Origin of the sequence: Thermosipho affectus, from assembly GCF_001990485.1 — a bacterium.
GTDB lineage: Bacteria > Thermotogota > Thermotogae > Thermotogales > Fervidobacteriaceae > Thermosipho > Thermosipho affectus.
This window is the reverse complement of the sequence record NZ_LBFC01000024.1, coordinates 1-26378: the sequence shown is the minus strand read 5'-3', so window position 1 is coordinate 26378 and position 26378 is coordinate 1. Positions and strand designations below refer to the sequence as shown.

The window sequence follows — 26378 nt, the reverse complement described above, 5'->3', positions numbered from 1 at the left end:
AATCATTCTTATATTGCATTATAAGAAAATGGTCCTAAAAATTTCTCGAAAATATTAAACAATGCATCAAAAACCCTTTATTCAAGCCATTTTCGGACGTTAATTTTTAAATTCGATTTTAAGGTCTTTTCAATGCATTCGATATATAAATTTACCATCTGTATCTTTGAAAGTGGTCTTATTTTTGAAAATAAACGGTGATTCGTGAAACTAATCATTTCAAACAAAAATACTTTTAATATCAACTTACAAAAATTTAAGCTTTATTCTTTATTTGATATACTACTAATTTTTTTGATGGTATTATATCTACTTTTTAGATAGAACAATTTTTCAATCCAAAGGTTGAACTAATGAACTTGTTAAATGCTAATAAAATCCTCGAAATCGCCGTACAATTGATAGTTTCTATAGAATTTTGTTATTTAATTACTGCAATAAAAAATGGTGTGCACGTCCACACACCATTTTTTATAAGTTAAGGTAGATTTATAATTCCAACAATTACTTTTTCACTCTGTTAACCACCTATACATCAATCTAGCATATATTCTTACAAATTTTTTGAAAGAATCAAGGGACCAATTCTCATTTGGTTGATGCATTTTAGTATTTTCCCCGGGAAAAGTTGCTCCAAATGCCACACCATATGGTACCGCTCGTGCATATGTTCCTCCTCCAATTGCTACTGGTGCACTTTCATCTTTTGTAACATCTCTATATACTTTCAATAGTAATTTGACAAGTTCGCTATCTCTTGAAACGTATAAAGGAGTACTATGACTTCTTCTTTCAATTTCAAACCCCTTCATTGCTTCATTTATCTGTCTTGTAATCATATCTACATTAAAAAATATTGGATATCTAATGTTTATAAATGCCCTTAATAAATTATCTTGAAGTTTTAAAATTCCAAGATTGCATGTTAATTTTCCACTTACTTTATCTTCACCATAGATATCCAATCCTCTTCCATTTATATCTTTACCAAGTTTTTCATATAAGGTTTCAATGATCTGATTAACAGGGCCAAAGTCAATTCTCGTAAGTAACTCTAACATACATGTTGCTGCATTTATTCCAAGCTCTGGCGTAGAACCATGGGCTGATTTTCCAATAAATTTGATTTCGATTTTGTTCTCGTTTATTTTGTATTCAAATCCACATTTACTTTTATGATTTTGCAATATATATTCTATTTCCTTTACCTTTTCAGTTTCAATTACAGCTTTACAAATTTCTGGAACTACATTAACGGCGGTTCCTGCTTCAAGTTTTAATAATTTTGTATGATAATCTGTATTTAAAGAAATTGAAAGTTCATATGTTGCATTTCCTTTTTCTGCAAATATAAGTGGAAAGGCACCATCTGGAGTAACTGCAGCATATGGATATGGTTCTTTTTGAAAATAATATTTTAAACATTTTGAACCATTTTCTTCATTAGTCCCAAAAATTATCCTTATTGTATTTTTAGGTCTTTCAACAATTTCAGATACTATTTTTAATGCATATAAAGCACCTATACTTGGCCCTTTATCATCTGAAACACCTCTTCCATACATTTTTCCATCTTTTATCGTCAATTCATACGGATCAGATTCCCATTTTTTTATATCCCCTTCTGGTACAACATCTAAATGACACAATACTCCATATAATTTTCCTGTACTTCCATATGTCACATGACCAGCATAATTATCTACATTCAGAGTTTCAAAACCAAGTTCTTTACAAATTTTGAGTGTTTCAGAAAGCGCTCTAGCTGGACCTTTCCCAAATGGCATGTTATCTTTTTTTGTTTCCATAACTGATTTTATTTTTATTATTTTCTTTAATGATTCAAGAATTTTATCAAAATACTTGTCAACTAATTCATCAATTTTCCTTTCAATTCCAATATTCATTTTAAATGCCTCCTTAATAAATAATAATTTAAACAGCTAAAATACTTCTTTAGCCGTTTTATTTCATTAAACAATATCTTTTAAAATCTTTATGAATAACAAAAATAAAACAATAATAATAACTGGTCTGATAATACGCTCTCCCTTTTTAATTGCCAACCCTGAGCCCAACCAATTACCCAAAATTCCAAAAAACGCTGCTGGTAAACCTATGGAATAAACAACTTTGTGTTCTAAAATAAATGCAAATAATGCACTAATATTAGATGCAAGATTAACAATTTTAGAAGTTCCAGAAGCTTCAACTGGTTCAAAAAACAAAAAATTAACATATAATATGATGAGAAAAGTACCAGTACCCGGACCAAAGAATCCATCATACATACCAACCAAAAAACCTATCAAACTTGAGATTAATACTCTTTTAATTTTTGAAAGACTCACTCCTTGCCTAAGTCTTTTAGCTTTAGTTCGAAAAAGCATCAAAAAAGCAGCCATTACTATTAAAATGGAAATAACAATTTTTAATTTATTTTCAGAAACTAGCAAAGCTAAGTTGGCACCAATGAACGATCCAGCAAACGTAAAAATAACAGAAAAAAGCGCAACTTCAAAAACTATAAATTTACCCTTTGCATACCTCAATGTACTAAAAGTTGTTCCAATACTCGAAGATAATTTATTCGTTGCAAGTGCATTATGACTAGGTAATCCTAAAAACAAATAAGCAGGGAGTGATATTAGACCGCCACCTCCAGCAATTGAATCCACAAAACCTGCTAAAAAAAGCAATGAAAACAACGTTATCAACTCGTTAATCGTAAATTCCAAATAAATCATCCCCCTTTTCGAAAGTTTTTCAAAGAAAACAGAACAAAATCAATAACATACTAAAAAAGATTATACCACTAATATCAAATGTTCACATAACAACACTCCAAAATATTTGATATAATGTATGTAAGAATAAATAAAGAGGTGATTATATGCCAAAGTTTCAATCTGGAGAATGGGTTTTAATTACAGGAGGTTCTTCTGGACTAGGTGAAGAATTTGCTTATCAACTTGCAAATAAAGGAGTAAATCTAATCTTAATTGGAAGAGATTCTGAAAGATTAAAAAAAGTTTCAGAAAAAACAAGAAAAATAAACAAAAAAATTGACTCACTTACTTTTTCATTTGATCTAAGCAAGGACCTACATAAACTTATAGAAAAATTACAAAATTTCAATGTAACGCACTTGATTAATAATGCTGGATTTGGTTGGTATGGTAATTTTACAAATGCAAATCAAGAAATATACGAAAAAATGATATTAGTTAATATCTCAACACTCACTTATCTTTCCCGTTATTACGCTGAAAAATTTTCAAAAAGAAAAAATGGCGGAATAATCAATGTTGCATCCGTAGCTGCTTTCTTTCCAATACCACATTTCGCAGTATACGGGGCTACAAAAGCGTACGTATACAACTTTAGTTTATCACTTTGGGCAGAAATGAGAAAAAATAATGTGCATGTAATGTGCCTTGCTCCAGGAAAAACAAAAACAAGATTTTTTGAAAGAGCCAACATGAAAAATCAAAAAAAATTAATGAGCACTAAATTCGTTGTTAAAGGTGCAATTAATGCATATGAAAAAAATAAACCTCTTTATATACCAGGAACTTCTAATAAATTATTATATTCACTTGTAAGAGGAATAGTATCTGATAAATTTTTAGCAAAGATATTAGAAAAGCTTTTTTGATTAACTTTTTGTAAATTCTAAATATCTGTCAATGAATGATGTTATATCAGAAATACTGAAATTTCTGGCAAATCTGGTTAGCTCTTGTTCATTGTCTGTTATTAACACAGTAGGAACAGTTAGAACAAGATGTTGACCAGCAAATTCAGGATTTTTAATCACATCAATTATTTCAAAGTTAAGTTTATATTCTTTTGCAATTTTTTCTACTTTAGGCAAGATTGCACTACAAACAGAACATTTATCATTTTTAAAATAATATATTTTCATATTATACCTCCTTAGTCGGTTTTTTAACTACCGTTATTTTATCATTTCTTGTTAATTATTCAATTAACTTTCAGTAAAAATTTGTCGTGGTGGAACATAAAGTGTTGGTATACACTTTTGAAAATATTCGTAACTTTAAGTGTAATCAAAAATAGAAAAAATTGTTTTTTATTTTTTTGGATGATATATAATAGTGTTGAACAAACAAAAAGGATAATATAGCTATTGGATTAAGATAGGAAAGGTTAGAATTTCAAAAATTAATTTCTTGTAGTAGCTGTGTACTTTCTTGATCAATTTTTATGTGTTTTTTTGCAAATTTTTTAGTCATACATAACTTTTCATATGGATTGTACATTTTATATTTAAATGTGTATTTTGTTTTAATTATATTAATTTTTAGGTGTATGATATATTTATTGTTGAACAAATATAAATGAGTATTTTTTTGTATTTCTTATATGCAATATAAGGTACATTATATTGCATATAAAAAATCAGTGATAAATCATAAATTTAAACAGCGGATATAAAATAAACTGGATAGGTTGGAAAGATTAGAAGGATTGTCATCTTTAAGATTTTATTTAATCTGAAAGAAATTTCAGCCTATAGTATCCTAAAAAATTTGGATTAAGTTTTATAGGTCTCCATGCTATATCTGTTAGCATGAGATTTTCATAAGATACATATCTTAGCTGACCATCAGGACCTGTATGGTATACATAACCTTTGCCTGTATATATCATTACATGAAAAGGATATTCTGGATCTTGAGGATGAAGAAAAAACACTAAATCACCAGGTTTTGCGTGGAATCTATCATATGAAATAAAATCTGTATTATATGTTATAAGATTATACGCATTAACGTATGAAACTAATTTATCACCATTTGAAAAAATATTTATACCATATGGTGTGTTGGGATAGTTATATTTTTTTACATCTTCAAATATTGGACCTCCATAACCCGTCTTACTAAACCATGACTTATCATGTTTTTTTAAGGCTTCTTTTAAACAATAAAAAATAAAGCCAGAGCAGTCTTTTGTTTTAAATGTTGGATGCTCCTTTACTATGTTATCAAGTGCAATGGCTACAAACCATGCCCTAAAATTAATTGAATCTTGTGCATTCAACATCAGATTTTTTGGATAATTAATGCCAGTGATTGAGGATAAAACTGGGTAAGTCACCATTAAAATCTGAAAGAAAATAATCAACTTCTTTTTTGTCATATTCTCCCATCCACCAGTAAATTAGTCCTTCTTGATATTTTTCATTCAAACCATATAAAATCCAGTGTAGTAATTCATGTAGTAAAACTCTATCATAAACACCTTTTTTCTTTAAAATATTTATTGGTTGTAGAATTATTATAAAATCTTTATAAACGCCTCCTACATGATAGGGTTTATTTGTTAATTGGTAAAATTCTTCCAAATTGTTTGTTTGATATACAATCACGGGGGTTGCAGGAATAGTTAGACTTGCATTGTTGAGAAATTTTAATAAATTATTCCAAACGTAATTTGAAAGTTCAAAATTTTCAATATTCACAGGTATTATTTCACTTTTCAGTGTTAAAGGAAACAACAGAACTAATAGCAAAAGTATCTTCGTAATACATGTTATACACATATGTTGGCTTCTTATAGAACTTCCCGTCAAATCTTACCCTCCAATAGTATACTAATTTACCAGGTCTTAGCCTTCTAATAAAGAAAACTATTTTATCCTTTTTAATATCTATATAGCTATACCAAATTCTTTTTTTATCTTTGTACCAGTTATAAAAATATTTCGAATTATAATACGGAGTCTTTTCAACATAGTCTTTTATTACTTGTGCACAAGACGGGAGATATTCTTCAACGATCAAATATTCGCCATTTCCTTCAATATCAATTTCAGTTTTTAAAACGTCATTTTTATGTATAGAAAAGTCTTTATTTTCTTTGAATGTTATTTCATATATACCTTTTTTATAATATTCCTCATTTCCTATGAATTTGAATGGTCCTTCAATGATAAGTGTATTGTTTTCAAAGTATATTGGTGTTCCATCTTTTATTATCTCTACAATTTCATCTGGGATTTTGGAATGTTGAGTAGTAGTAGTTGAGTTTTTAATACTAACGGGAACAAATTTTGTGTTTAGCGGAAGAAAAGTATCAACGTATTCGTCTTCAAACAGAGTTTCATATCTTTTAAATAAATTTGTTTTCAAGTTTATACCATTATTTATATTCTGATTCGACAATATCTTTTTTGTTTTAACTTCAATAATGCCTTTTCCACTTACAATTTTAGAATCTTCAGTTTCTTTGATCTGTAATGTGCTTTTAAAATCGCTAAGAACGTTACTTTCTAATATTGCTAATATAGAAACTGCTGTATCTTTCGTAGAATACCAAAACGGTCCTTTTTTTGAGTTTAAAAGGTAGTTAACCATCTTTTTTATCAAATCAGGATATTTATTATTTGTTACTAATGTTCTAATAGATTGAGCCGTTAGATAAATTGTAGAATAGAATTTTTCACCTTTTACGTATGCAAAATCCTTATCTTTTATAGCAATTTCTTTGATTTTTTCAGGATTTGTGAACACAAAATCTATGATACTTTCTGGTTCAAATTCTACATTTTCTCCATATAGTTTTAGAACAAATGCAGAATAACCATTTATTGATTGACTTTTAAGATATTTGATTGCTTCATCTATAACGCTTTGTGGGATATAATATCCATTCTTTTTTGCATAATAAAATCCTTCTAATATGTAAGAGGTCATAAAAATGTCACTTTTATCCCAAGACCACCAACCCCATCCGCCATCTAAATGTTGAAATTTCAAAAGTCTATGTAAACCTTTCAAAATTATATTATCTAAATTGGAATATTCTATTAAACCCTTGGCAATTATAGCAGGATAGAATGAACTCATTGTCTGCTCCACACATCCATATGGAAAATGTATTAGTGCTTTAATAGAAGGCTCAATTAATTCCTTTAAATTTCTGATTATCTTTATATTATCTGTTTTTTTAAATGTTGTTTCTTTGTTAATAACATATATATAACTTAAGTTTTTTACAAAATCTATTGACTTTACAGGAATATATAATTTAACGCCATCATATTCGTTGTTCATTTCAGCTTCTGCTATTAGTTCAATAAGTTCTGTTTTTGTGGCGTTTAAAGCAAATGGAATTTTCAAATCTTTTTCTATTAACAACTCTTTGTCGTTAAATATTATCTTCCCATTTGCTGTAAGGTTTATATTTACTATCCCACTTTTTCCCGTGTAATTTTTTATATACAAAATTCCATTTACCCTATCTCCAACAGTTAAAAATTCAGGCAAAAATACTTTGACTTCAAATGGTTTATTTGTAACAATATCGGTATATCCTTGTGCTACATAACTTTTAGAAATTTCATAAACGGTTATTCTCCATTTTGTAATATTATCTGGTAATTTGAATGAAAAAGTAGTATTTAAAAGATATGGATTCCAGTACGCAGTTTCTGAAAAATAGTCTCTAATGTTTCTCTCTTCGGATTCTTTAGTGGTAGTAAAAACATGACTAATTAAGTTCTTTTCTAATTTGGATATTGAATCAAAATATATGTATTTTGAAGAAAGATATGTTGTAAAAAGCGGAAAATCTAATTTTGGATACAAATAATCGGTTAATGAGAATTGTTTAGATAGAAGATATAGTCCTTCATCTGCTACAGCAACTATTTTTAAAGAATTTTCTCTTGAATCTTTAATTTCTACATTTATTAATTCACCAGGTTTGTATATGTTTTTATTTGTTTTTATGTTTAAAGTTTTTACTCTATCATATTTTATTTCTACTTTTGTATGATCTAAGTATTTTAAACCCCGAAATTCAAAAAAAAGATCATTTTCAAATAAATTTTCGGGTATTTTGAATTTGAAGTTTTTACTTTTGTCAACTAAAAATATTTTCCAAATTTTATTATCAGAACCAATAACAAGAATTCCAACGTCATCTTTTGGCTTAACCTCGATATTTACATATTCACCTAATTTAGCTGTATTCTTATCTAAGCTTATTATTCCTTGTTTGCTCATGTTATATCTTCTATATATTGTTTTTACCTCTTTCCCAAATAAAACATCTAAAGACCAGACATTTTCTGGAAGCGTAATAGTGGCTTTTCCATTGTATACTTCCACGTAAAGTTTTTTATTGTTAATTATGAGAATAGCTATACCATTTAAAGGGTTTCCTTTTAAATCGGTAATGAAAAGTTTTAAAGCATTATTTTCGATAGAACTTTTAATTTCAACGTTATCTGATTTGACATTAACATAAGTAACTTTTTCTGTTTGGTAACCACTATCATCGGTAATTAATGCTTGTATTTTATATGTTCCACTATTTTTTAACAATACATTGTATATTGCTTTTCCATTTTCATTGGTAGTTAAAGACATCTTATTTATTAATCTGGAATAGTTTTCAAAGCTATAAAATATTATCTGAGCATTTTTTACAGGATCACCATTTAAATATTTGACCTTAATTTCAACCGTCAGGGTATCACCGGCAACCAATTGTGTAGCGGATGGTATTAACTCAACGGTATATGTAGGTTTCTTATAATCTTGGATTATGAAGTTATACTCTGAAATAACATCTTCAGTTTTGAGGTTAGAAATTATAAGTGTATAATTTCCAGTAATTATTTCCTCAGAGGTTCTATAGTCAAAGGAGAATCCTCCCAAATCGTCTGATGTGAAATTTTCCTTATAAATGATATTGTTAAATGGATCTTCTAAAGAAACTAATGCATCTTTTGGATATGGAATGTATTTGCTGCCTTCCTTTTTAAAAATGTTAACTCTGAAATGTATCAAATCTCCTGGTTTGTAAATAGGTTTGTCTGTTATTACCAATGCTTTATATAATGGGTAATACGTATTTTTGTTAGCATAATTACTAATAAGAACTACATTATTATCAACGAAAAAGAATTTTGATTTGTATCTTTCTATAGCATTATATTCAAAAATAGGTCCATTTAAAGTTTTCTTTTCAAAATTGCTATAGTAATATACCTTGTCTAAAAACTTTTTGTTTTTCAAATCAAATATAGAAAAGTACAATGTGTCTTTATCAGAAGCGACAAAAGCTTCCAAATTTGTTAAATAAAAAAGTTTTCTGTATAATTCTTTTGAAGACAAACCATTAACTACAACATGGTATACTCCGGGATCTCCAGGTAGTTCTAATGAATAAAGCTTTCGATAAGTTCCACTTTCTTCTAACCTGATTGTGTAGTCAAGTATTGTTGAAAAGGTATTAGAAAATGCAAAATTGTTTAGAATGTTGTTATTTATTTTGCTATAAAAGACAAAGACTTTTATATTTTCCTCATTATATGTTGAAAAATATACTTTTTTGTTAGGATAAGTTACTACATTGCTTGTCAAAAAATATACTCTTGAAAATGAAAGAATACCTAACAGTAACATTAATATTAGAATTGCTCTTTTCAAAGCTTTACCCCCCGATTTGGAAACATGTTTTAATTTTACTAAATTGTTTTTAATACAAATTTGCTAATAAATTACATATAGGTAAATTAAGTCGTTGAAGAATCTTATCTTCTTATCAATTTTCTAATCTCGCTAACATTTTCTAATACTATCTAATCAAATATCGTTCGTTGCTTTGTTCCTCAGGATGACAATATTGGAGAAGGAATGAAAAATAAAGTTATTAGCTTCGCAATTTTTCTTTGACAAAGTTTTCCGAAAAATTCTCCACTTCTATTTTTTTGTAGCATTAGTATCCATACCTACCTCTACACCAAGAGATAATCATACAAATCTTTAATTTTATCAAATAAATCAATAATTCTTTCTCTTTTACAAAATTTCATACAATCTGGTATATTTTCAGGATTAACTTTTTCTGGTTTGAATTCAAAAGTGATGAATTTCCAATTTTCAGGAACGAAAATTTCTAATTTGTTATTTTAACTCTCTCCGCAATGAGAATTGGAAAAACATTGACAACTTCAGGATATTTTAATAATATTTTAGACAATTGCTTAATTCTTTCATTTTTTTAGAATTTTGCTAAAGAGTTTAAAATTGAAATTAAAAATAAATAAATGCTTGTGCATAATCAGGTAAAAATTATATTTTTAGTTTGTTTTTGCCAATAAGGTGTAGATTTGCAATTGTGTTGAGCTTTTATAATATCTTATTTCAATACAAAACCATTTTTTTAAAAAGTTTCATTATATAATACGACAAAGGAATATAATGCACTTTTTTCTTGTATCGCCAATTAATATTGCACAGTATTTATTAGGTTTAAGTACTCTATAAACTTCTTTAATCCCTTTCTCAAATTCCTCGCAGAACTTTTTTACATTTGAAATATTGAAACGATCTTCTTTTATTTTTCTATCTGAATGTTTGGTTATATTTAAACATGGTGGATGAGTAATAATTAAATCTATACTCTCAATTTTACATCCACTATCTCAACAATAGGTTTATACAAAAAAATTCCATCAAAATTTAAATTTTCTTTTGTGATTTTAAGTGCTTCGGGATTTATATCATATTCAATTGCTCTTCTATTTAACAACTTCGCATCAATTAAAGTCGTACCACTTCCCATCATGAAATCGATGATAAAATCCCCCTCTTTAAAATATCTTAAAATAACATTCCTCGGAATTTGCGGTGCATAATTTCCTCCGTAATTCGAGTGCGGATGGCAAGGCAGTCCTAAACGGTTTCCATCTCTTTCAGAGAGAAGTACTATTCGGACCTGGTTCCCCCGGCAAGGAAACTTGCTGGGTGGGACTGGGACGAGTTTCCATCTCTTTCAGAGAGAAATACTATTCGGACAAGATAAACAGAATATACAAACGGCAGTAAAGACTTTGTTTCCATCTCTTTCAGAGAGAAATACTATTCGGACATTTTAGAAAGCATAGGATTTTTGAAGTTTGATAGCAGTAAGTTTCCATCTCTTTCAGAGAGAAATACTATTCGGACTCTGCTGCGATCAAGAGCGTTACCAAGAAAGGCATCTTGTTTCCATCTCTTTCAGAGAGAAATACTATTCGGACCGTTTTCTAATGGAGATTCACTTGCAAGCGAGCTTGTTTAGTTTCCATCTCTTTCAGAGAGAAATACTATTCGGACCGTTTTCTAATGGAGATTCACTTGCAAGCGAGCTTGTTTAGTTTCCATCTCTTTCAGAGAGAAATACTATTCGGACGTTTCATTAGATTCAATGGTGATACAGGAAAAGTCTATGAGTTTCCATCTCTTTCAGAGAGAAATACTATTCGGACATATCCCAGATATCTCAGATATACCACCAGAAATTAGTTTCCATCTCTTTCAGAGAGAAATACTATTCGGACATATCCCAGATATCTCAGATATACCACCAGAAATTAGTTTCCATCTCTTTCAGAGAGAAATACTATTCGGACAAACCCGACAAGGCCGGCTGGGCCTTTGTTCTTGAACATAGTTTCCATCTCTTTCAGAGAGAAATACTATTCGGACCGGTAGCAAACTCTCCGTAGGTGACATCTTTGTAATTTGGTTTCCATCTCTTTCAGAGAGAAATACTATTCGGACCACTAAACGTCAGCTAAAAGATCTAGTAGCTAATGGTAGTTTCCATCTCTTTCAGAGAGAAATACTATTCGGACCAACAAAGCTAGCTAAAATACTTTTAAACAGAAACTGGACTGTTTCCATCTCTTTCAGAGAGAAATACTATTCGGACAAGAAATGCTAACAAGGAGACTTAGAAGGTCTAAAAAGAGTTTCCATCTCTTTCAGAGAGAAATACTATTCGGACGAATTCAGTGGTGTAAATTACAAAGATGTCGCCCGTCGCAAGTTGTTTCCATCTCTTTCAGAGAGAAATACTATTCGGACTGATAAAGCTTGGTCAAGCTATAGAAAAAAGCGAGTCCAAGTTTCCATCTCTTTCAGAGAGAAATACTATTCGGACTAACGACCGAACCATTTTTAGCAAGTCCAAATGCCTTGAAGTTTCCATCTCTTTCAGAGAGAAATACTATTCGGACTAATTTACACCACTGAATTCCCACTGTACGGAATTGTGATGTTTCCATCTCTTTCAGAGAGAAATACTATTCGGACTAGAATGCAACATGAAATTGGTTTTTGATAATGTAGTTGTTTCCATCTCTTTCAGAGAGAAATACTATTCGGACTTCGTATCCAGAAGCATGTATGCTTCTGAGATACGCGTGGTGTTTCCATCTCTTTCAGAGAGAAATACTATTCGGACTTGTGGGGCATTATTTGTCCCCGTAAAGAATGTCGTTGACCCAGTTTCCATCTCTTTCAGAGAGAAATACTATTCGGACTCTAAAGAATTTCAAGCGTTTATTTATGATACTTTGTAAATGCTTTTTTCCGAACCCAACTTTTCAAAGAACATTTCTTTATTTTTGTTTAAAAAAAATTGCTACAAACCCTCTTAAATACTAGGTTCCAAACCTATTTTTGATAAAACATTTATTTATGCGAATTTTCAACATTTTTATTTCAGACTTGATAGGTATAAATTTAACATGTTATCACCTTTATTTTACCATAAAATTATTTATTTTTAGACAACAAAAAAATACACATATTACCTAATAAAATTATAAATTTTATCCTTTCCAATTGGCACATAAATTTTCCATTCGTAATCACTTAAAGCTACTTTGTTAACAATATACAATGGATATGGCAACCTACGTTCTGAAAAAGGAGAAGGGGGGTTGATTTTTGTTAAACCATATATATGCTCTGCTATTTTTTCAAATGAATAATCTGTACAATTCCTTATTATATTTATTTCTACACCTTTTTGGTGATTATAGGAACTTGGAAAATATACAAACGAATTTTTCTCAAGCCTTATTATATTCTCCTTTAGATTTAAACATGAATTTATATTAGAATTTTTATTAACTTCAGCAAGAACATATTTAACTTCGATCATATTTAATATGTTTTCAACTACTTTAATATCTTCCAAGAAAACACCATCTCTTATAATAAACACAATTTCCGGATAACTATTTGTTTTTTCTTTATATTTATCCATTAATCTTACATATTCTTTTTCCAAAATTTCTAATTCTAATTTTTCGTTAAGCATAAGATTTCTGTATCTACTTAAATATATGATATTCCCAAAATTTGTTACAGCACTAATAGCTAAATGTGTCTTTCTATTGTATGTATCATGACTTAAATCAATTCCTACATACAGTATTTTTCTTCTTAAATCAAGATTTTTTAACAAAAAAGGCATCGAATCAGTACAAAAGAGAAGCAATTTGTATATATAACTTTTAAAAATGTATGGCTTTATTTTTAACAAATTATTTTTTAATATTGGAACAATTATTAGATTATCTGGTGCATTTTTAAGTAAATTATCTATGTTTCCCACGTGCTCATCCAATACAACAATAGTTATTATTTTGTAACTTTTATTCGATAAAAATTCTCTATCTTTTATAGTAAGAGTATCAGGGTCATAGAAAAAAATAGCTTTTTTATTAATTGGATTTTTTTCAAATCTGACATTTGTTATATTTTTGATACCTAATTGATTAAGCGCAATATAAAACAAAGAATTTTTTGAATTAAATGTACTTTTTAACACAGGATACAAACTTTTCACTTGTTTTTTCGAAGAAAATAAAAATGCGATATTTAATTTTTTAGGTGGTTTATAAAATGAAAACTTGAAAATATCCTTTTTGTTTTCAGAAATGCCATTTTTGAATATATAGGTTATCTTTGGTTTCTTAATATCTTTTTGTAAAATTTTATATGGAATATCAACTTCTATTACATTGTTTAAGAAACTAAGTTTCTTCTCCATATTAGAATAAATCATATTTAGATTTTTATAAATTTGTGGTAATTCCTTCGAAAATCCTAATTCTTTTGCTTCAGTCGAACTAAAATTAAAATAATAAATGTCGTTATTTTTTACTGTAACTATTTCATCATCAACTTTTATTTTTATTTTTTCGTCTTCTCCTGAAACATACAAAAAGGTCTTACCTGTTTTAATATTAAGTAGGTATGCGCTTTTTATTCTTGAATATAATGCTGGATCTTTAGAAAGGAAGGTAAATCTTGGCAATATAGAAAAATAATATTTGCCATTTAATTTATACAACTTTATCTTATAGCTAACATGTGCATTTATATCTTTGTTAGTATTCAAGCAAAATTTATCTTCATTGGAAATAAAGATGCTTCTTCTTTTAAAATAATAACCTTTATCTATAAATTGTTTTTTTACATAGTTATATAAAGTTTTTACAAAAAGTATAGGATCCTGAGATTCATCTATTACTTCAAATTTGTCTAATAAATAATTTTTAGCTTGATAAGGCTTTATAGAAAAATCAACATCTGGTATTTCAACCCATACCAATTTTGAAGAATTGTAGAACCTTATGTTATTTACACGTGTTAAGTTTTTTGATAATATCTCCGCTGGAGTAGATGAATTTGAAAAATATAATCTTTTCACTTTATAAGGTATTTTAAGCCTATAAAGATTTAGGAACATTTTTCCTCTCCTCATAAGTTTTATATTATAAGAAAATCATCTTTATAATAACTTCCTTTATCCTTTCCCAACGTAGTAATAGATTTTCTCGCATCTTTTGAAATTGGATATATTCTTATAGTATCTTCCTTTTCATCTATCCTTTTTTTAAGCTCTCTTATTAATATACTTAATTGTTCCCTACTAAGCTCCGTTTCAAAAACACTATATTGAACCCTTACTCCATAACTTTCTAAGTATTTAGTTAATTTTCTTCTTCTTTTATCGTTAGTAATATCATAACTTATAACATACATCATTTTATCACCCTGTAGAAAGGAATATATTTATCTTCATCACCAAGTACAACTCGTGCATAATGTCGTACTTGCTTTTGAAATATTGTTCGTATATAATTTGTTTCACCATCCAAATGATATCTCATTTTTCGTCCTAACCATTTTTCATATTTTGATATAAATTTTTTCATACCATTTTCTGTGAAATGAACTATATTTTTTTCTTTTTTTATAAAATCAGACTGATTAAATTCATTTCTATTAATCATATTTATGACAAGACTGTCAATTAATATATTTCGAAATTCTTCAACCAGATCAAATAAAAGAGATTTTTTAGAAACTTCAACTGTATGAAGATTTCCAAAATAAGGATCCAGTCCTACTATATTTATAGCAGCCATAATCTCATTGTATAATAAGTAATATCCAAATGATAACATTGCATTTATTGGATCCTTTGGTGGATTCATCGTCCTTTTTTCAAATTTAAAATTTTGATTTTTTATTAACCTTGAAAAAGCTTTAAAATAACTTTTTGTACCAACACCTTCAAGGCCTCTCACTACGTCTATATCTTTAGCTTGCTCTATCTTTGATATCATGACCCTTATAGTCGCTATCTCTTTACCTAATTGCCCCTTTGGAAGATGTTTGCTTTTGTTTATCAAAAAATCATAGTAATTTTTTAGTTTTCCTTTTACTATGGCTTTTGCCATTTTTAGTTTAAATTGTTTATCGCTAGACCGCTCATACTGTTTCAATCTCAGTAATACATTTTTATAATCGTCAGTATATAACTTTCCACGATATTTTCCATTTTGAGTCATAAAAATTACTTCTATTTTTTTGTTCAAAAAATAGTTGATTATTGGTGTAGTTAAAGATATATTTCCCATTAAGTTAACTTTATCTATCTTATTCAATGGAATTTCAGAAATGATATTTCCTTCTTTGCTCACGATTAATTTTCCTTGTTTTTTTGAAAGTACCGTGCCCTGTTGAGTAATGTAAATTACCATTATTTCACCTAATTTTATTTATATAATTATTTCAATATCATTTCCATTTTTTCTTATAGTCCATATTCCCACTGTCATTTTTGTATTTTCACCCATTCTTTCCAAAAGTATCTTTTTTAAGCTTTTTATTTCCCGTTCTAATTCAAACTTTTCAGAAGTTTTTTCTATAATTTTTTTAACTATTTCTTCCACGGAAAATTCTTCGATAATTTCGTCAAAATCTTTCACAAAGGAATACGGTGTATTATAACCAGGAAACTTGCACAAACATTTATCTAAACTTAGAGATAAATTATATTTAATAATAATATTTCTAATATTATTACAAGATATAGGAATTTCACCAACTTGATGTTCTATTTTTTTGAATCTATCATAATCAAAGTTTATTGTATTCTTTAAAATTTCAATTAATTGCTCCCTTCCATTTATAGCTTTAATTGAAGATTTTATGAGAATTTCTTCTTCTATTTCTGAAACATATGCATCCCTCTTTATTTTTTGTATTATTTGGTATAAAACATGGCAATTACTAATTACTTTATGAAATTCACTTAAATTATCTTTCTCTAATGATTTTACTAACTCTTTCTTTATAGAAGTGTTTTTTCTTTTTTTGTATGTGGTTTTTTGGAAATTATAACTTTGCACGGAATCCGTTATTATTTCGTCAAATAAAGATTCTATATGTTCTTTGCTGTTATATTCTATTTTTAAAAGAAAATCTAATTGATTTTTTATAACTTCAAAATTTTGATCCACAAAAACTGCTTTTTTATATGTCTTTTTATGTAATCCTAAGGGGACTTTTATTAGATTCCCCAACCCGCCGTTTAAAGTTGGTTGTTTTGGAAAAACCTCAATACCTATCGATTCTTCTAAATGTATATTTTTCAATATTGACTCCATAAAGACTTTAACCTTGTAACTTGATAATGCCTCATCAAAAAAGAACCAAACATGATATCCACGGTTTCCTGTAAATTCTATATAATTTTTTATATTATACTGAGACAAAATCGATGAAATTTTTAAAGTAACAGTTTTAGCTTCTTCAAAATACGTATTTTTGTTATTTTCCAAAAAACTCTTCTTTATATCCACATCAAAAACAGCAAATTTTATTTCATCATTCTTTTTCAGTTGATATATTCCAATAGTTGTTTTCCCAGAAATATGTTTTTTTACGTCATTAAAATTTATTGAACGCCTAATAGGTCTATATGTCCCGTCGTTTAGCTGAACTGCAAATACATCTTCTCTTCCAGAAAATAACTCTAAAAACTTTCTTAAAATTGTTCTTCTAGGATTAGTTGTTTCATATTGTTCTTTTATATTCTTTACTCTATCTGTTATGTTTAATTTTTCATATATCTCTAGTGCTTTGTCCAACATACTAATTTCTTCGTATATTTCTGCTAGCCTTAAAAGATATTCCTTTTTAGGTTGTTTAGAAACAATCTTTTCGAATACTTTCCTTGCTATTTCGTATTTTTGAAAATCAAATAGTAATTCACCATATCTTATTAGTGTTCCATCTTCGACAGATAATTCTTCTTCGGCTTTTTCAAAATATTCAAGAGCTTTTTCAAATTCAAGATTTTCCTCGGCCCTTAATGCTAATTCTTTAAAATTCATAAAGTTATTCCCCCAACTTTTTTACTTGCCCAAATCCCATAGTTGTCTTATATCCAACTCCAGAAAAAAAAGCAAAATCAGCCAACATATGTATTACTTTGAAAAAATTCCTATCGTCTGTTGGTATCTTATATTCAACAGTTCCTATAAATCCATCCAAATAATAATTTCTCATATATACCCGCTTTTTGTAAGTTCTTTTATTTAATATTTCTATATCTGAGAACATATTAGCATAGTCTTCATTTATTTTAAACTCTGCATATTTATTGAATTTTTTTAAAAGACTTTTAAAAACTTTGTCGGGGAAAGGATAACCTAAATGTTTATCACCTATCCTAAATAATGTAGGAGTATAAAATCGCAGTTTTATAACGTCATTATTATAATTTGTTGACAATAATTCATTTTCCGTTAAAATCCCCGCCCATTTACTTTGTTTTTCATGAAATATCACATTTGAAATATAAAACTCAAGATCATTGATTTTTAATTTCTCTTTTGAATATTTACTTTTAAATATTTTTATGGTAAAAAAATTAAAAACTTCCTCGTTTAAAAAAGTTATTCTTATATAATATTTTCTTCCTTTTTCTATAATAATCAATCTATCCGTTTTCTTTCCTAAAATTGATGAAACAGTAAACGGCTTGTAGTTATCCTCTTCGTGAACCTGTTCAGCTAACCTTTCATTTGCATTCTTTAATATATCAAAAAACAATCCATGTAACTTTTCCCCAGGATATGTTGAAATAACTCCAGAATTTATTGCCTTAAGTCCTAATACCAAACTAAAGAAAATATTATCCCTCCTTTAGTCTCAATATTTATACTATTCAAATACATCAAACATTATGATTTTATTAGGAACCCCTAAACTTTGTACAAAATTTTAAATATATCAACATAGTAAAAATAAAAACATACACACAAACACTTAACTATAACGAAACAATTATAACACAAATACATATTTTTCTTCCATCGTCTGTATCTGATACCAAACATATTTTCCTTTTTTATAATATTATTCTTTCTCATACCTATATTTTGATTAAATGTATTAAGTATTTTTTATTGGAAAGTACAACTTTGCAAAATCTTAATTTTTATATTTTTTCAAATATTTTCACAAATATTCTTGCTTATTTAAGTGTTTCTTATCCCAAATATTTGTGTTATAATCATTTCGTTATAGTTAAGTATTTATGTGTATATTTTTAACATAACAACAATATATCAACATTTAAACACCAAAAGAGAATATTCAATTTTTGTCAGAAAATTGCTATGCTATTCGTTATATATTATGAGACTAAAAATTTTTAAATATTGCTCATTTTAGGAGGGATAGGATGGCTAATACGTTAATATGTACAGTAGGGGCAAGTATGATTAGTAATTTGAGTAGGGATGAAAAACTAAATGAGTATTACAAGAACTCACAATTAGAGGCTATAGTAAATTATTTTTCGGAAAGTAATGAAGATCCAGAAGAATTTAGGGGGTTTGGAGCAGAGATTAATTCGATTGCAAGTATCGTAAAGAAAGGATATTTAACAGAAAGAAAAAATCTTTATTTTTTGGTATCAGATACAGACGATGGAAGAAAAATCGGAACTATATTGAAAAATTTCTTTAAAGTAAAAAAAGGATATAATTTTGAAAATGTTGAAGTTAAAGTTATTTCAAAGTTGAGAGATGATAAACCTAATGATTTTAAAATACATGGACTTAGAAATTTAATAAAAGAAATAGCTGGTATTATAGCAAGGCATTCTGGTGAAGTAATAATAAATGCAACAGGTGGATACAAAGCCCAAATAGCTTTTGCACTTGCTTTGGGACAAGGGTTAAGTGTTCCCGTATATTATAGATTCGAAAGATTTCCAGAAGTAATAGAGTTAATTCCATTACCTATAGATTTAGACGATAGTATATATTTTGAAGCAAAAACATTGTTTGAAGAGTTGGAAAATGATATAAAACCACTTAAGGAAGTTGAAAATTTGTATAAATCATTATCTTTAAAATCAAAGGTATTCTTTGATGAAGCAATGATAGATGGGAAAAAATATCTAGCAATAAGTCCAATGGGACAGATTTATTTGGAAATAATAAAAAATAAATTTTACCATTTATCAAAAAATGTTGAATTAGTTGAAAGAAAAAGAAATTTAATATTCCAATCAAGTTCAAAAGAACAGCATTCTAAAGAATTGATTGAAAAATTTAAATTAAAAGAAAGACTTGAAAAATTTAAATATATAACAAAAGTTGAAGTATTTAAATATTCACAAAGAGAAAAATCCGGGTCCCCAAGAGTAAAGACAAATGGAGATAAATTGGTGGTAAATTTACCAACAAAATTGGGCATATTGCATTTTAGGGCATACACCACCAAAAGAGATTCAAGAGAGTTAGAATTAATAAAAATTAAGTTTGAAGAGTTTTTAAAAGACATTTTTTAAAATGTTGGTCAAATTGGAGGTGAATTGCTTGAAAGAACGTGAACAGATTGTTGTTAGAGCTTTGACGTATGGATTAAATGACATTATAAATAATAACCTTGATTTTTTAGACAAAAAAGATAAATTAACATATTTTGACAGTAAAACTTTTAATGAAAAAATAGATTGGTATATATCATACGTGGATAGTTTATTGAAATCCGACAACACACCATATAAATTTGAAACCTCAAAATTTAGTAATTTAGAAAATATTTTTTCAAAGGTTTTCAATGAAAATATAGTAAATAATGAATTAGTATTTAATACAGGCAAAAATTCGTTTTTTGAACCTTTTGTAATAAGTGATTTGTTATCATCCACCTCTGATAGAGAACTCTCACAAGAAAAAATAAAAAAAGTTTTCTATTCTTTTGAAAAAGATCTCAAAATATTATCAGATTCGTTGAATCCAAATTCATTGGAAACAGTGATAAAGAAACATTTTAGTTTTGTTCCATATCTTATTTTTTCAAAAAAGGCAGTTGATGTTTCTTACTATGATTATAGAAAAGTTTCGGCAATGTTGTCACTTTGTTTATATGATTATACAGATGGTAAAATAACATCTTTTGGAGATTTGCAAAATTTAGATGAAAAGGAAACATTTTTGCTTATTGGTGGAGATGTTTCTGGAATTCAAAAATTTATCTCCAAAGTCTCATCAAAAGGTGCTTTGAGATCTTATAGAGGAAGAAGTTTTTTCATTGAATTGTTACAAGAAATAATTGTCAATGAACTTTTAGAGGAAACGGAATTTTACAGAGTAAATATACACTTTATTGGTGGAGGACACTTTTATTTAGTACTTTCTAACACAGAAAAAAATAAGAATATATTGAAAAAAATCCAACAAAAAGTGAATAATTGGTTCATTGAAAACAATTTAGATTTAAGTATAGTTATGGAATACGTTTCATTTAAACCTTCCGATGTAAAAAATATGAACGTTGTTTTTTCTAAGTTAGCGCATAAGATCAACGAGAAGAAAAATAGACTTTTTAGTGACTTTGAACTTGAGAAATTATTTAAGATAAGAAGAAATGGAAATAATATGAAAACTTGTAAGGTATGTGGAGCACTTACCACTCAATTGTTTTCCTTGCGAGCAGACGAAGAAGAAATTGCATGTAATTTTTGTAGAACACTTTACAACATTGGTAAAGAACTTATGGATAATAAAAAGAAATACATTGTTTTAACAAATAAAAATGAAGAAGATGTATTTGAAATTTTTGGAAAAAAATATAAATTCTCTTCAATTCCCGAAAAAGTTGGATTTAAGATAAAAGAAAGTTATAAATTTGATAATAACGACAAAAACTTAATTAGACTTGAAGTTCTTGCCTATTCCAGTACGCAAAGTTTGACAGAAATGGCGAAAAATGTACCAGGAAAAAAGTTAGCTGCTTTAAAAGTTGATGTGGATAATCTTGGAAAAATCTTTAGAGAAGGTTTAGCACTTAAAACTTTAATTAGAATTAGCGCTCTTTCTAGACTACTTTCATACTTTTTTAAACTGTATTTGTATAAATTGGTTGAAAATAGAAATTTAGCTGTGATTTATTCTGGAGGAGATGATTTATTTGTTCTTGGAGGTTGGGATGAAATTCTTAATTTTGCAGTTGTTTTGAGAAAAGAATTTTCTAAATTTATAAGTAACAAATTTATAACCATTTCTGCAGGATATGCACTTGTAGATGAAAAAGATAGTATGAAGTTTATTATGGAATTATCTGATATTTCTGAATCAAAAGCAAAGGAAAATGTAGAGGTTGTAAGTATAAATTCACAGCAAGAGTTAATGTTAAAAGACTCAATAGCTTTTTCTAACGGAATTAAGAGAGTCTTTAAAGATGGAAAATTTTATTTAGAAAATGTTTCAGTAGTAAAATTTAACGAATTCATCAATAAAACATATGAATTATATAAAAAATTGTGTAATTCAAAGGACGAATTAAGTAGATCTCTCGTTAGAAAACTTTTAAATATGTCAGTTAGTCCTAGTAAATATGACAAAGTTTTTTTAGCTTATTTGATGAGCAGAAGCAATAATGAAAAAGAAAAGAACATTTTAGAGGAGCTTATCAAAAATAAAAAAGTAGAATTTCCAGGTTTGAACGTTGTACTCCAATTTTATGATTTATTAAATAGAGGAGGTAGAAAGTGATGCATGATAAAAAAACCAAAGATACTTCAAGTCTTGTAAAAGGTATTTTAGAGAGGATTTCTTCGCTTGATTCTTTAGCATATTATAAAATGGAAGACTTAATAAGTGATGCTGAAAAGTTTGGAGAGCACTTGAGTAAAAATTTTAAAGCTAATCAAATAAGAAAGTTTCATTCCTATATTTCAAAATTTTGGCAAAAATTTATTTCAAATAAAATGAAGTATGAAAATGATCAAGAAAAATTCAAAGAAGATATTCTTGACGAATTAAGTTTTGTAAAAGTTTATCTTGCATATCAAGCAGGTAGAACGAAAAGCGATGTTTATAAAGACTTTGAAAAAATAATAGGAAAAGCAATTGATAAAGTTAAAACTTCAAAAGACTTTGAAACCTTTAAAAAATTTTACGATGCAATTTTGGCATATCACAAATACTATGGTGGAAAAGATTAATTAGGAGGTGTTGTGAGATGGACGAAAGAAAATTATTAGGAAAGTTTATAATAAAAGGTACTATAAAGGTTTTAACGGGTCTTCATATTGGAGGAAAAGATTTAGGAATTTCCATTGGTGGTATGGATAATCCAATTGTGAGAAATCCAATAAACGGTGAACCCTACGTTCCTGGTAGCTCTTTAAAGGGAAAAATGAGAGCATTAATGGAAAGAGCGTTAAACAAAAAATTAGAATTAGTTGAACGTAAGAATAAAATTAGAAGACATGAATGCAAGGATCCAGATTGTAAAATTTGTAGAGTTTATGGTGCAAGCAAAGAGGAAAATATTCCTTCTAGATTGATTGTAAGAGATGCATTTTTGACGGAAGAATCAATTAAAAAATTAGAAAACATGGAGACCGACACACGATATGCTGAATGGAAAACAGAAAATTCCCTTGATAGAATAACATGTGCCGCTGTTCCAAGGCCAATAGAGCGTGTCCCAGCTGGAGCAGAATTTGGTTTTGAGTTAATTTACACTAATGAAAATGAAAAACATTGCATTGAAGATTTGAATTTGATAAAACAAGCACTTGAACTTGTAGAAGATGATTACCTTGGTGGCGGTGGAAGTAGAGGCAATGGAAAAGTTAAGTTTGAAATAAAGGAAATAATTTATAAACCTGTAGAGTACTATATTTCTGGTGATCCTTCAAAAATCGTGAGAAAAGAATTGAAAAAAGATGAAAAATTTGATGAGATAATTAAGGAAATGCTAAATGGAAAATGATTTTTCTTTTAAAAGAAGGTGATATTAATGAAATTAATAGTAGAGCTTATTATAAAAACTCCATTAAGAGTTGGAGTGGGCAATGAAACTGATGATACATTAAATACCGTAAGATCTACTACAATATATTCGGCAATTATATATAATGCATTTAGATTATTTGGTGATGATGCGCATAAGCTAGCAAAGAGTTTAAAGGTTTCTTCTCTATTATTTAAGTTTGGTGAAGAATATTTGATACCTAAACCTTTTCTTTTTAACACATATCCACCTGAGAAGCTTGAACTGGAACCAAAAAAATTAAAAAAAGCTCAATATGTATTTGCTTCAAAGTTATCCAATAATTTCAAAGAGTCTATTTTTTTCGAAGATTCTCCTGTAAAAATAGATAATAGATTAGTCGTAAGTTTGGATAGAGTAAGAAATACATCATCTTTGTATAATATCGAGCTAATTTATTTTAAAGATAAATTTACCCCATATTTTATTGCAGAATTTCCAGATGATCTTGAAAACCATCTAAAAGCTAGCGTTAGATTATTAGGAGATAGTGGACTCGGTGCTGATGCTACAAGGGGGTTTGGGCTTTTTGAGCCCAAATTTAAGGTTCCACCTGATATTTTTCATAAAAATGGAACAACAACACTTTTACTTGGTCTTGCAAGACCTAATGAAGACGAAATAAGAAAACTAAACAATGGATATTATAAATTAGTAAAATTGCGTGGTCATAGACACATAGTTCCAAAATTAAAGAATGAACTTTACTATTTAAGTGAAGGTTCAACATTTGATTTTAATTTCGTTGGAGAACCAAACAAATTGCAAAATGACTACTATATAATTGGTTCAACAGTAGTGTTCAAGTTTGATTTAGGTGGTGATTTAGTTGAATAAAAAAATTTCATTAAAACCTTTAACTATTTTACACATTGGAAGTGGTGAAAAGTTATTGCCTATATTTTATGTTTTAAGAAATAATTCATATATAAGACTAAAGGAAAGGTCTTTGAAAAAACTTTTAAAAAGGCATCCTGAAATAAAAAGTTCGTTTTATGTTGATAGTAGAAGATTAACTGTACTAAAATGGGAAGATTATAAAAATGTATTAAATGACGATGATATTTGGTATATCTGCAAAAGAAAATTTAATTACAAAATTAGAGGTGAAGTGTTAGAAAATATCAAACATCCAGATGGTAGGTTTTATATTCCCGGAAGTAGTATTAAGGGAAGTATAAGAAATGGAATTATGGGATATATATTAATGAATAATAAAAATTTAAGAAATAAAGTTGAAGAAAAAATACTTAATTTGTTAAAAAATCATAAAAAAAATCTTAACGATGCCACAAAAATTCTTGAAAGTTCATTTAGAGTAGGAAATTTTAAAGATGCAAAAAATGATTTTCTTAAGTTCTTAAAAATCTCAGATACAAATTTTACAGATAAGGTTGCTATTTTAGCTCTAAGTGTTTTTGTTAGTAATAAGGATTCTTTTTATCAAAAGAACTTTAACATCTTTTTTGAAGCAATCCTTAAAAATGCCGAATTTGAATCAGAAGTAAAATTTGATGAAGAAGGTTTAAAATTATTTGAATCTAAACAAGGAAGATTTGACAATAATCTTCCAAGAAGTTTGGAAGATATTTTCAAAATGGTTGATGAATTTTATAGATTTGTAATAAGCAAAGAACTTGAATATATTAAAAATATCAAAGAAAAAAAAGAATTTTTTCAAAAATTAACAAATAAAATAGAAAAAATAAAAGCTGAAAAAGGCTATATAATGCATATTGGATATGGTGGGGGATTAAATGCAATGAGTGTCTTTTCGGTACTTAGTGACGATGTAAAACACGAATTTGCAAAGGTTATTACAAAACATCCTGGAACTATCCCCCCAATTTCTCGACGTTACTTAATCGATGAAGAAGAAAAACCTATTTCGCCCATAGGCTGGATAAAGGTTGAGTTGAGATAATATTTAAATGAGGTGAAAGTATATTCTACAGTTTAGTTTTTAAATTGACAGCTTTAAATTCAGGAATTATTTTTACTTATCCCGGCGAAAAAATTCACGGAATGTTTTTTAGTATTTTAAAGATGAATAATAGTGAACTTGCTAAGAAACTACATGATAATATTGGACATAAACCTTTTACTGTTTCTTCTTTTTTGGGAAAGAAAGTTGATAAACCATTGGTCATTGAAAAAGAAAAATTATATTATATAAGGATGACTTTTCTTGAAGACAACGTTTTTAACTCAATAGCAATAAATATGTTCAAAAATAAGTTTGATAAAAAGAAGTTAGATATTGATAATATAAAGTTTTTAGTTACAAAACTTTATTTTCACGAAAAACAAAGTAAATGGGCGGGTATTACTACAGAAGAAGAATTATTCAAAATTGATAATGTTAAAAATGAAATAAAACTGAGATTTTATACCCCGACTTTACTTAAAGTAGAAAATGATTGTTTGTATTATCCAAAACCTGAAAAGGTCTTCGGGGATTTGTTGAAAAAATTTAATAGAGTCAGTTCAAAGAAAATCAAGGAAGAAATCATAAAGGATTTTAATGAAATAAAGATCTCAAATATGAAAATTTACAAAAAGAAGGTATATATGTCTAATTATTACTTAAAAGGTTTTGTGGGTGATGTGGTATTTTCCGTTGATAGAAATAACAACACATTGGCAAAGATTGTGAATTTGCTTTCTAAGTTTGCATTTTTTTCAGGCGTGGGATATAAGACAGCTATGGGTTTAGGGCAAGTTAAAGATCTTAAGGAGGATACATAAAAAAATTAGTTCTTTAATTGATTTTTATTTTGGCAAATTTTACTGATATAAAACGTATATTAACATAAGAAAGACTTTGCAATGCGATTCTAAGTTTGTCCCTCCTTTGTTTTTTGTAAAAGTCAACATAAAAATGTATAAAAAAGGGAA

20 protein-coding genes and 1 CRISPR repeat array are annotated in these 26378 nt (G+C 27.9%); of the genes, 8 read left to right on the top strand and 12 right to left on the bottom strand.

Features of this window, described 5'->3' with window-relative positions; all coding sequences use genetic code 11:
* Nucleotides 1-512: 512 nt before the first annotated feature.
* Together pepV and XJ44_RS09045 are read right to left on the bottom strand one after the other, a co-directional pair.
* The gene (pepV, locus tag XJ44_RS09050; protein ID WP_077198812.1) at nt 513-1907 is read right to left on the bottom strand and encodes a dipeptidase PepV; all 1395 of its coding nucleotides are present in this window, start codon (nt 1905-1907) and stop codon (nt 513-515) included.
* A 66-nt stretch (nt 1908-1973) separates the two neighbouring features.
* Entirely contained in the window at nt 1974-2747 is a 774-nt protein-coding gene (locus tag XJ44_RS09045) for a sulfite exporter TauE/SafE family protein (RefSeq protein WP_077198811.1), read from the bottom strand.
* A gap of 146 nt (nt 2748-2893) precedes the next feature.
* Between XJ44_RS09045 and XJ44_RS09040 the strand changes: the two genes are divergently transcribed.
* On the top strand, nt 2894-3658 hold the full coding sequence (locus XJ44_RS09040) for an SDR family NAD(P)-dependent oxidoreductase (protein WP_077198810.1): 765 nt from the start codon (nt 2894-2896) through the stop codon (nt 3656-3658).
* Here XJ44_RS09040 and XJ44_RS09035 read toward each other — a convergent pair whose 3' ends face one another.
* The 10 genes from XJ44_RS09035 to cas6 (XJ44_RS08990) all read right to left on the bottom strand — a co-directional run bounded on the left by XJ44_RS09035 (nt 3659) and on the right by cas6 (XJ44_RS08990) (nt 18302).
* The gene (locus XJ44_RS09035; protein ID WP_077198809.1) at nt 3659-3928 is read right to left on the bottom strand and encodes a thioredoxin family protein; all 270 of its coding nucleotides are present in this window, start codon (nt 3926-3928) and stop codon (nt 3659-3661) included.
* A 587-nt stretch (nt 3929-4515) separates the two neighbouring features.
* The gene (locus XJ44_RS09030) at nt 4516-5130 is read right to left on the bottom strand and encodes a DUF1175 domain-containing protein (protein WP_077198820.1); all 615 of its coding nucleotides are present in this window, start codon (nt 5128-5130) and stop codon (nt 4516-4518) included.
* Nucleotides 5090-5491 carry a hypothetical protein gene (locus tag XJ44_RS09025; protein WP_233119556.1) on the bottom strand — a complete coding sequence of 134 codons (402 nt, stop codon included), beginning with the start codon at nt 5489-5491 and terminating at the stop codon, nt 5090-5092. The genes XJ44_RS09030 and XJ44_RS09025 overlap by 41 nt, the downstream gene beginning before the upstream one ends.
* Before the next feature lie 10 nt (nt 5492-5501).
* Entirely contained in the window at nt 5502-9470 is a 3969-nt protein-coding gene (locus tag XJ44_RS09020; RefSeq protein ID WP_077198808.1) for an MG2 domain-containing protein, read from the bottom strand.
* A 970-nt stretch (nt 9471-10440) separates the two neighbouring features.
* Nucleotides 10441-10620, bottom strand: a complete 180-nt coding sequence (locus XJ44_RS09425; protein WP_332881327.1) for a DNA methyltransferase — start codon at nt 10618-10620, stop codon at nt 10441-10443.
* A 105-nt stretch (nt 10621-10725) separates the two neighbouring features.
* Nucleotides 10726-12352: direct repeats of the CRISPR family, unit length 36 nt; unit sequence GTTTCCATCTCTTTCAGAGAGAAATACTATTCGGAC.
* Nucleotides 12353-12621: 269 nt separating this feature from the next.
* A complete protein-coding gene (gene ago / locus XJ44_RS09010; protein ID WP_077198807.1) occupies nt 12622-14574 on the bottom strand; it encodes a protein argonaute in 1953 nt (650 codons plus the stop codon).
* Between the two features lie 20 nt (nt 14575-14594).
* Nucleotides 14595-14873 (bottom strand): CRISPR-associated endonuclease Cas2, encoded by a 279-nt coding sequence (gene cas2, locus XJ44_RS09005; RefSeq protein ID WP_075666636.1) that lies wholly within the window; start codon nt 14871-14873, stop codon nt 14595-14597.
* Nucleotides 14870-15874 carry a CRISPR-associated endonuclease Cas1 gene (gene cas1 / locus XJ44_RS09000; protein WP_077198806.1) on the bottom strand — a complete coding sequence of 335 codons (1005 nt, stop codon included), beginning with the start codon at nt 15872-15874 and terminating at the stop codon, nt 14870-14872. Before cas1 ends, cas2 begins: the two co-directional genes overlap by 4 nt.
* An 18-nt stretch (nt 15875-15892) precedes the next feature.
* A complete protein-coding gene (locus tag XJ44_RS08995) occupies nt 15893-17512 on the bottom strand; it encodes a CRISPR-associated primase-polymerase type A1 (RefSeq protein WP_077198805.1) in 1620 nt (539 codons plus the stop codon).
* A 4-nt stretch (nt 17513-17516) separates the two neighbouring features.
* Entirely contained in the window at nt 17517-18302 is a 786-nt protein-coding gene (cas6, locus tag XJ44_RS08990; RefSeq protein ID WP_077198804.1) for a CRISPR-associated endoribonuclease Cas6, read from the bottom strand.
* Between the two features lie 565 nt (nt 18303-18867).
* On the opposite strand from cas6 (XJ44_RS08990), the gene XJ44_RS08985 reads away from it, so the two are divergent.
* The 7 genes from XJ44_RS08985 to cas6 (XJ44_RS08955) are packed head-to-tail and all read left to right on the top strand — an operon-like array spanning nt 18868 to nt 26228.
* On the top strand, nt 18868-19983 hold the full coding sequence (locus tag XJ44_RS08985) for a putative CRISPR-associated protein (RefSeq protein ID WP_077198803.1): 1116 nt from the start codon (nt 18868-18870) through the stop codon (nt 19981-19983).
* A gap of 28 nt (nt 19984-20011) precedes the next feature.
* The gene (gene cas10, locus XJ44_RS08980) at nt 20012-22192 is read left to right on the top strand and encodes a type III-A CRISPR-associated protein Cas10/Csm1 (protein ID WP_077198802.1); all 2181 of its coding nucleotides are present in this window, start codon (nt 20012-20014) and stop codon (nt 22190-22192) included.
* Nucleotides 22192-22644: a type III-A CRISPR-associated protein Csm2 gene (csm2, locus tag XJ44_RS08975; protein ID WP_083638882.1), complete on the top strand. Its 453-nt coding sequence runs from the start codon at nt 22192-22194 to the stop codon at nt 22642-22644. The genes cas10 and csm2 overlap by 1 nt, the downstream gene beginning before the upstream one ends.
* Nucleotides 22645-22661: 17 nt before the next feature.
* Nucleotides 22662-23420 (top strand): type III-A CRISPR-associated RAMP protein Csm3, encoded by a 759-nt coding sequence (csm3, locus tag XJ44_RS08970; RefSeq protein ID WP_075666629.1) that lies wholly within the window; start codon nt 22662-22664, stop codon nt 23418-23420.
* A gap of 27 nt (nt 23421-23447) precedes the next feature.
* Nucleotides 23448-24317 (top strand): type III-A CRISPR-associated RAMP protein Csm4, encoded by an 870-nt coding sequence (gene csm4, locus XJ44_RS08965; protein ID WP_084758799.1) that lies wholly within the window; start codon nt 23448-23450, stop codon nt 24315-24317.
* Entirely contained in the window at nt 24310-25404 is a 1095-nt protein-coding gene (gene csm5 / locus XJ44_RS08960) for a type III-A CRISPR-associated RAMP protein Csm5 (RefSeq protein ID WP_077198800.1), read from the top strand. The genes csm4 and csm5 overlap by 8 nt, the downstream gene beginning before the upstream one ends.
* A gap of 20 nt (nt 25405-25424) precedes the next feature.
* A complete protein-coding gene (gene cas6, locus XJ44_RS08955; protein ID WP_269844030.1) occupies nt 25425-26228 on the top strand; it encodes a CRISPR-associated endoribonuclease Cas6 in 804 nt (267 codons plus the stop codon).
* Nucleotides 26229-26378: the final 150 nt, after the last annotated feature.

Bases quoted from the DNA above. Each gene is read 5' to 3' on its own strand.
- XJ44_RS08985 (WP_077198803.1), top strand. From the start codon at position 18,868: ATGGCTAATACGTTAATATGTACAGTAGGGGCAAGTATGATTAGTAAT.
- XJ44_RS09040 (WP_077198810.1), top strand. From the start codon at position 2,894: ATGCCAAAGTTTCAATCTGGAGAATGGGTTTTAATTACAGGAGGTTCT.
- XJ44_RS09030 (WP_077198820.1), bottom strand. From the start codon at position 5,130: ATGGTGACTTACCCAGTTTTATCCTCAATCACTGGCATTAATTATCCA.
- csm2 (WP_083638882.1), top strand. From the start codon at position 22,192: ATGCATGATAAAAAAACCAAAGATACTTCAAGTCTTGTAAAAGGTATT.
- XJ44_RS09045 (WP_077198811.1), bottom strand. From the start codon at position 2,747: ATGATTTATTTGGAATTTACGATTAACGAGTTGATAACGTTGTTTTCA.
- cas2 (WP_075666636.1), bottom strand. From the start codon at position 14,873: ATGATGTATGTTATAAGTTATGATATTACTAACGATAAAAGAAGAAGA.
- csm4 (WP_084758799.1), top strand. From the start codon at position 23,448: ATGAAATTAATAGTAGAGCTTATTATAAAAACTCCATTAAGAGTTGGA.
- XJ44_RS08995 (WP_077198805.1), bottom strand. From the start codon at position 17,512: ATGAATTTTAAAGAATTAGCATTAAGGGCCGAGGAAAATCTTGAATTT.
- ago (WP_077198807.1), bottom strand. From the start codon at position 14,574: ATGTTCCTAAATCTTTATAGGCTTAAAATACCTTATAAAGTGAAAAGA.
- XJ44_RS09035 (WP_077198809.1), bottom strand. From the start codon at position 3,928: ATGAAAATATATTATTTTAAAAATGATAAATGTTCTGTTTGTAGTGCA.
- pepV (WP_077198812.1), bottom strand. From the start codon at position 1,907: ATGAATATTGGAATTGAAAGGAAAATTGATGAATTAGTTGACAAGTAT.
- cas1 (WP_077198806.1), bottom strand. From the start codon at position 15,874: ATGGTAATTTACATTACTCAACAGGGCACGGTACTTTCAAAAAAACAA.
- csm3 (WP_075666629.1), top strand. From the start codon at position 22,662: ATGGACGAAAGAAAATTATTAGGAAAGTTTATAATAAAAGGTACTATA.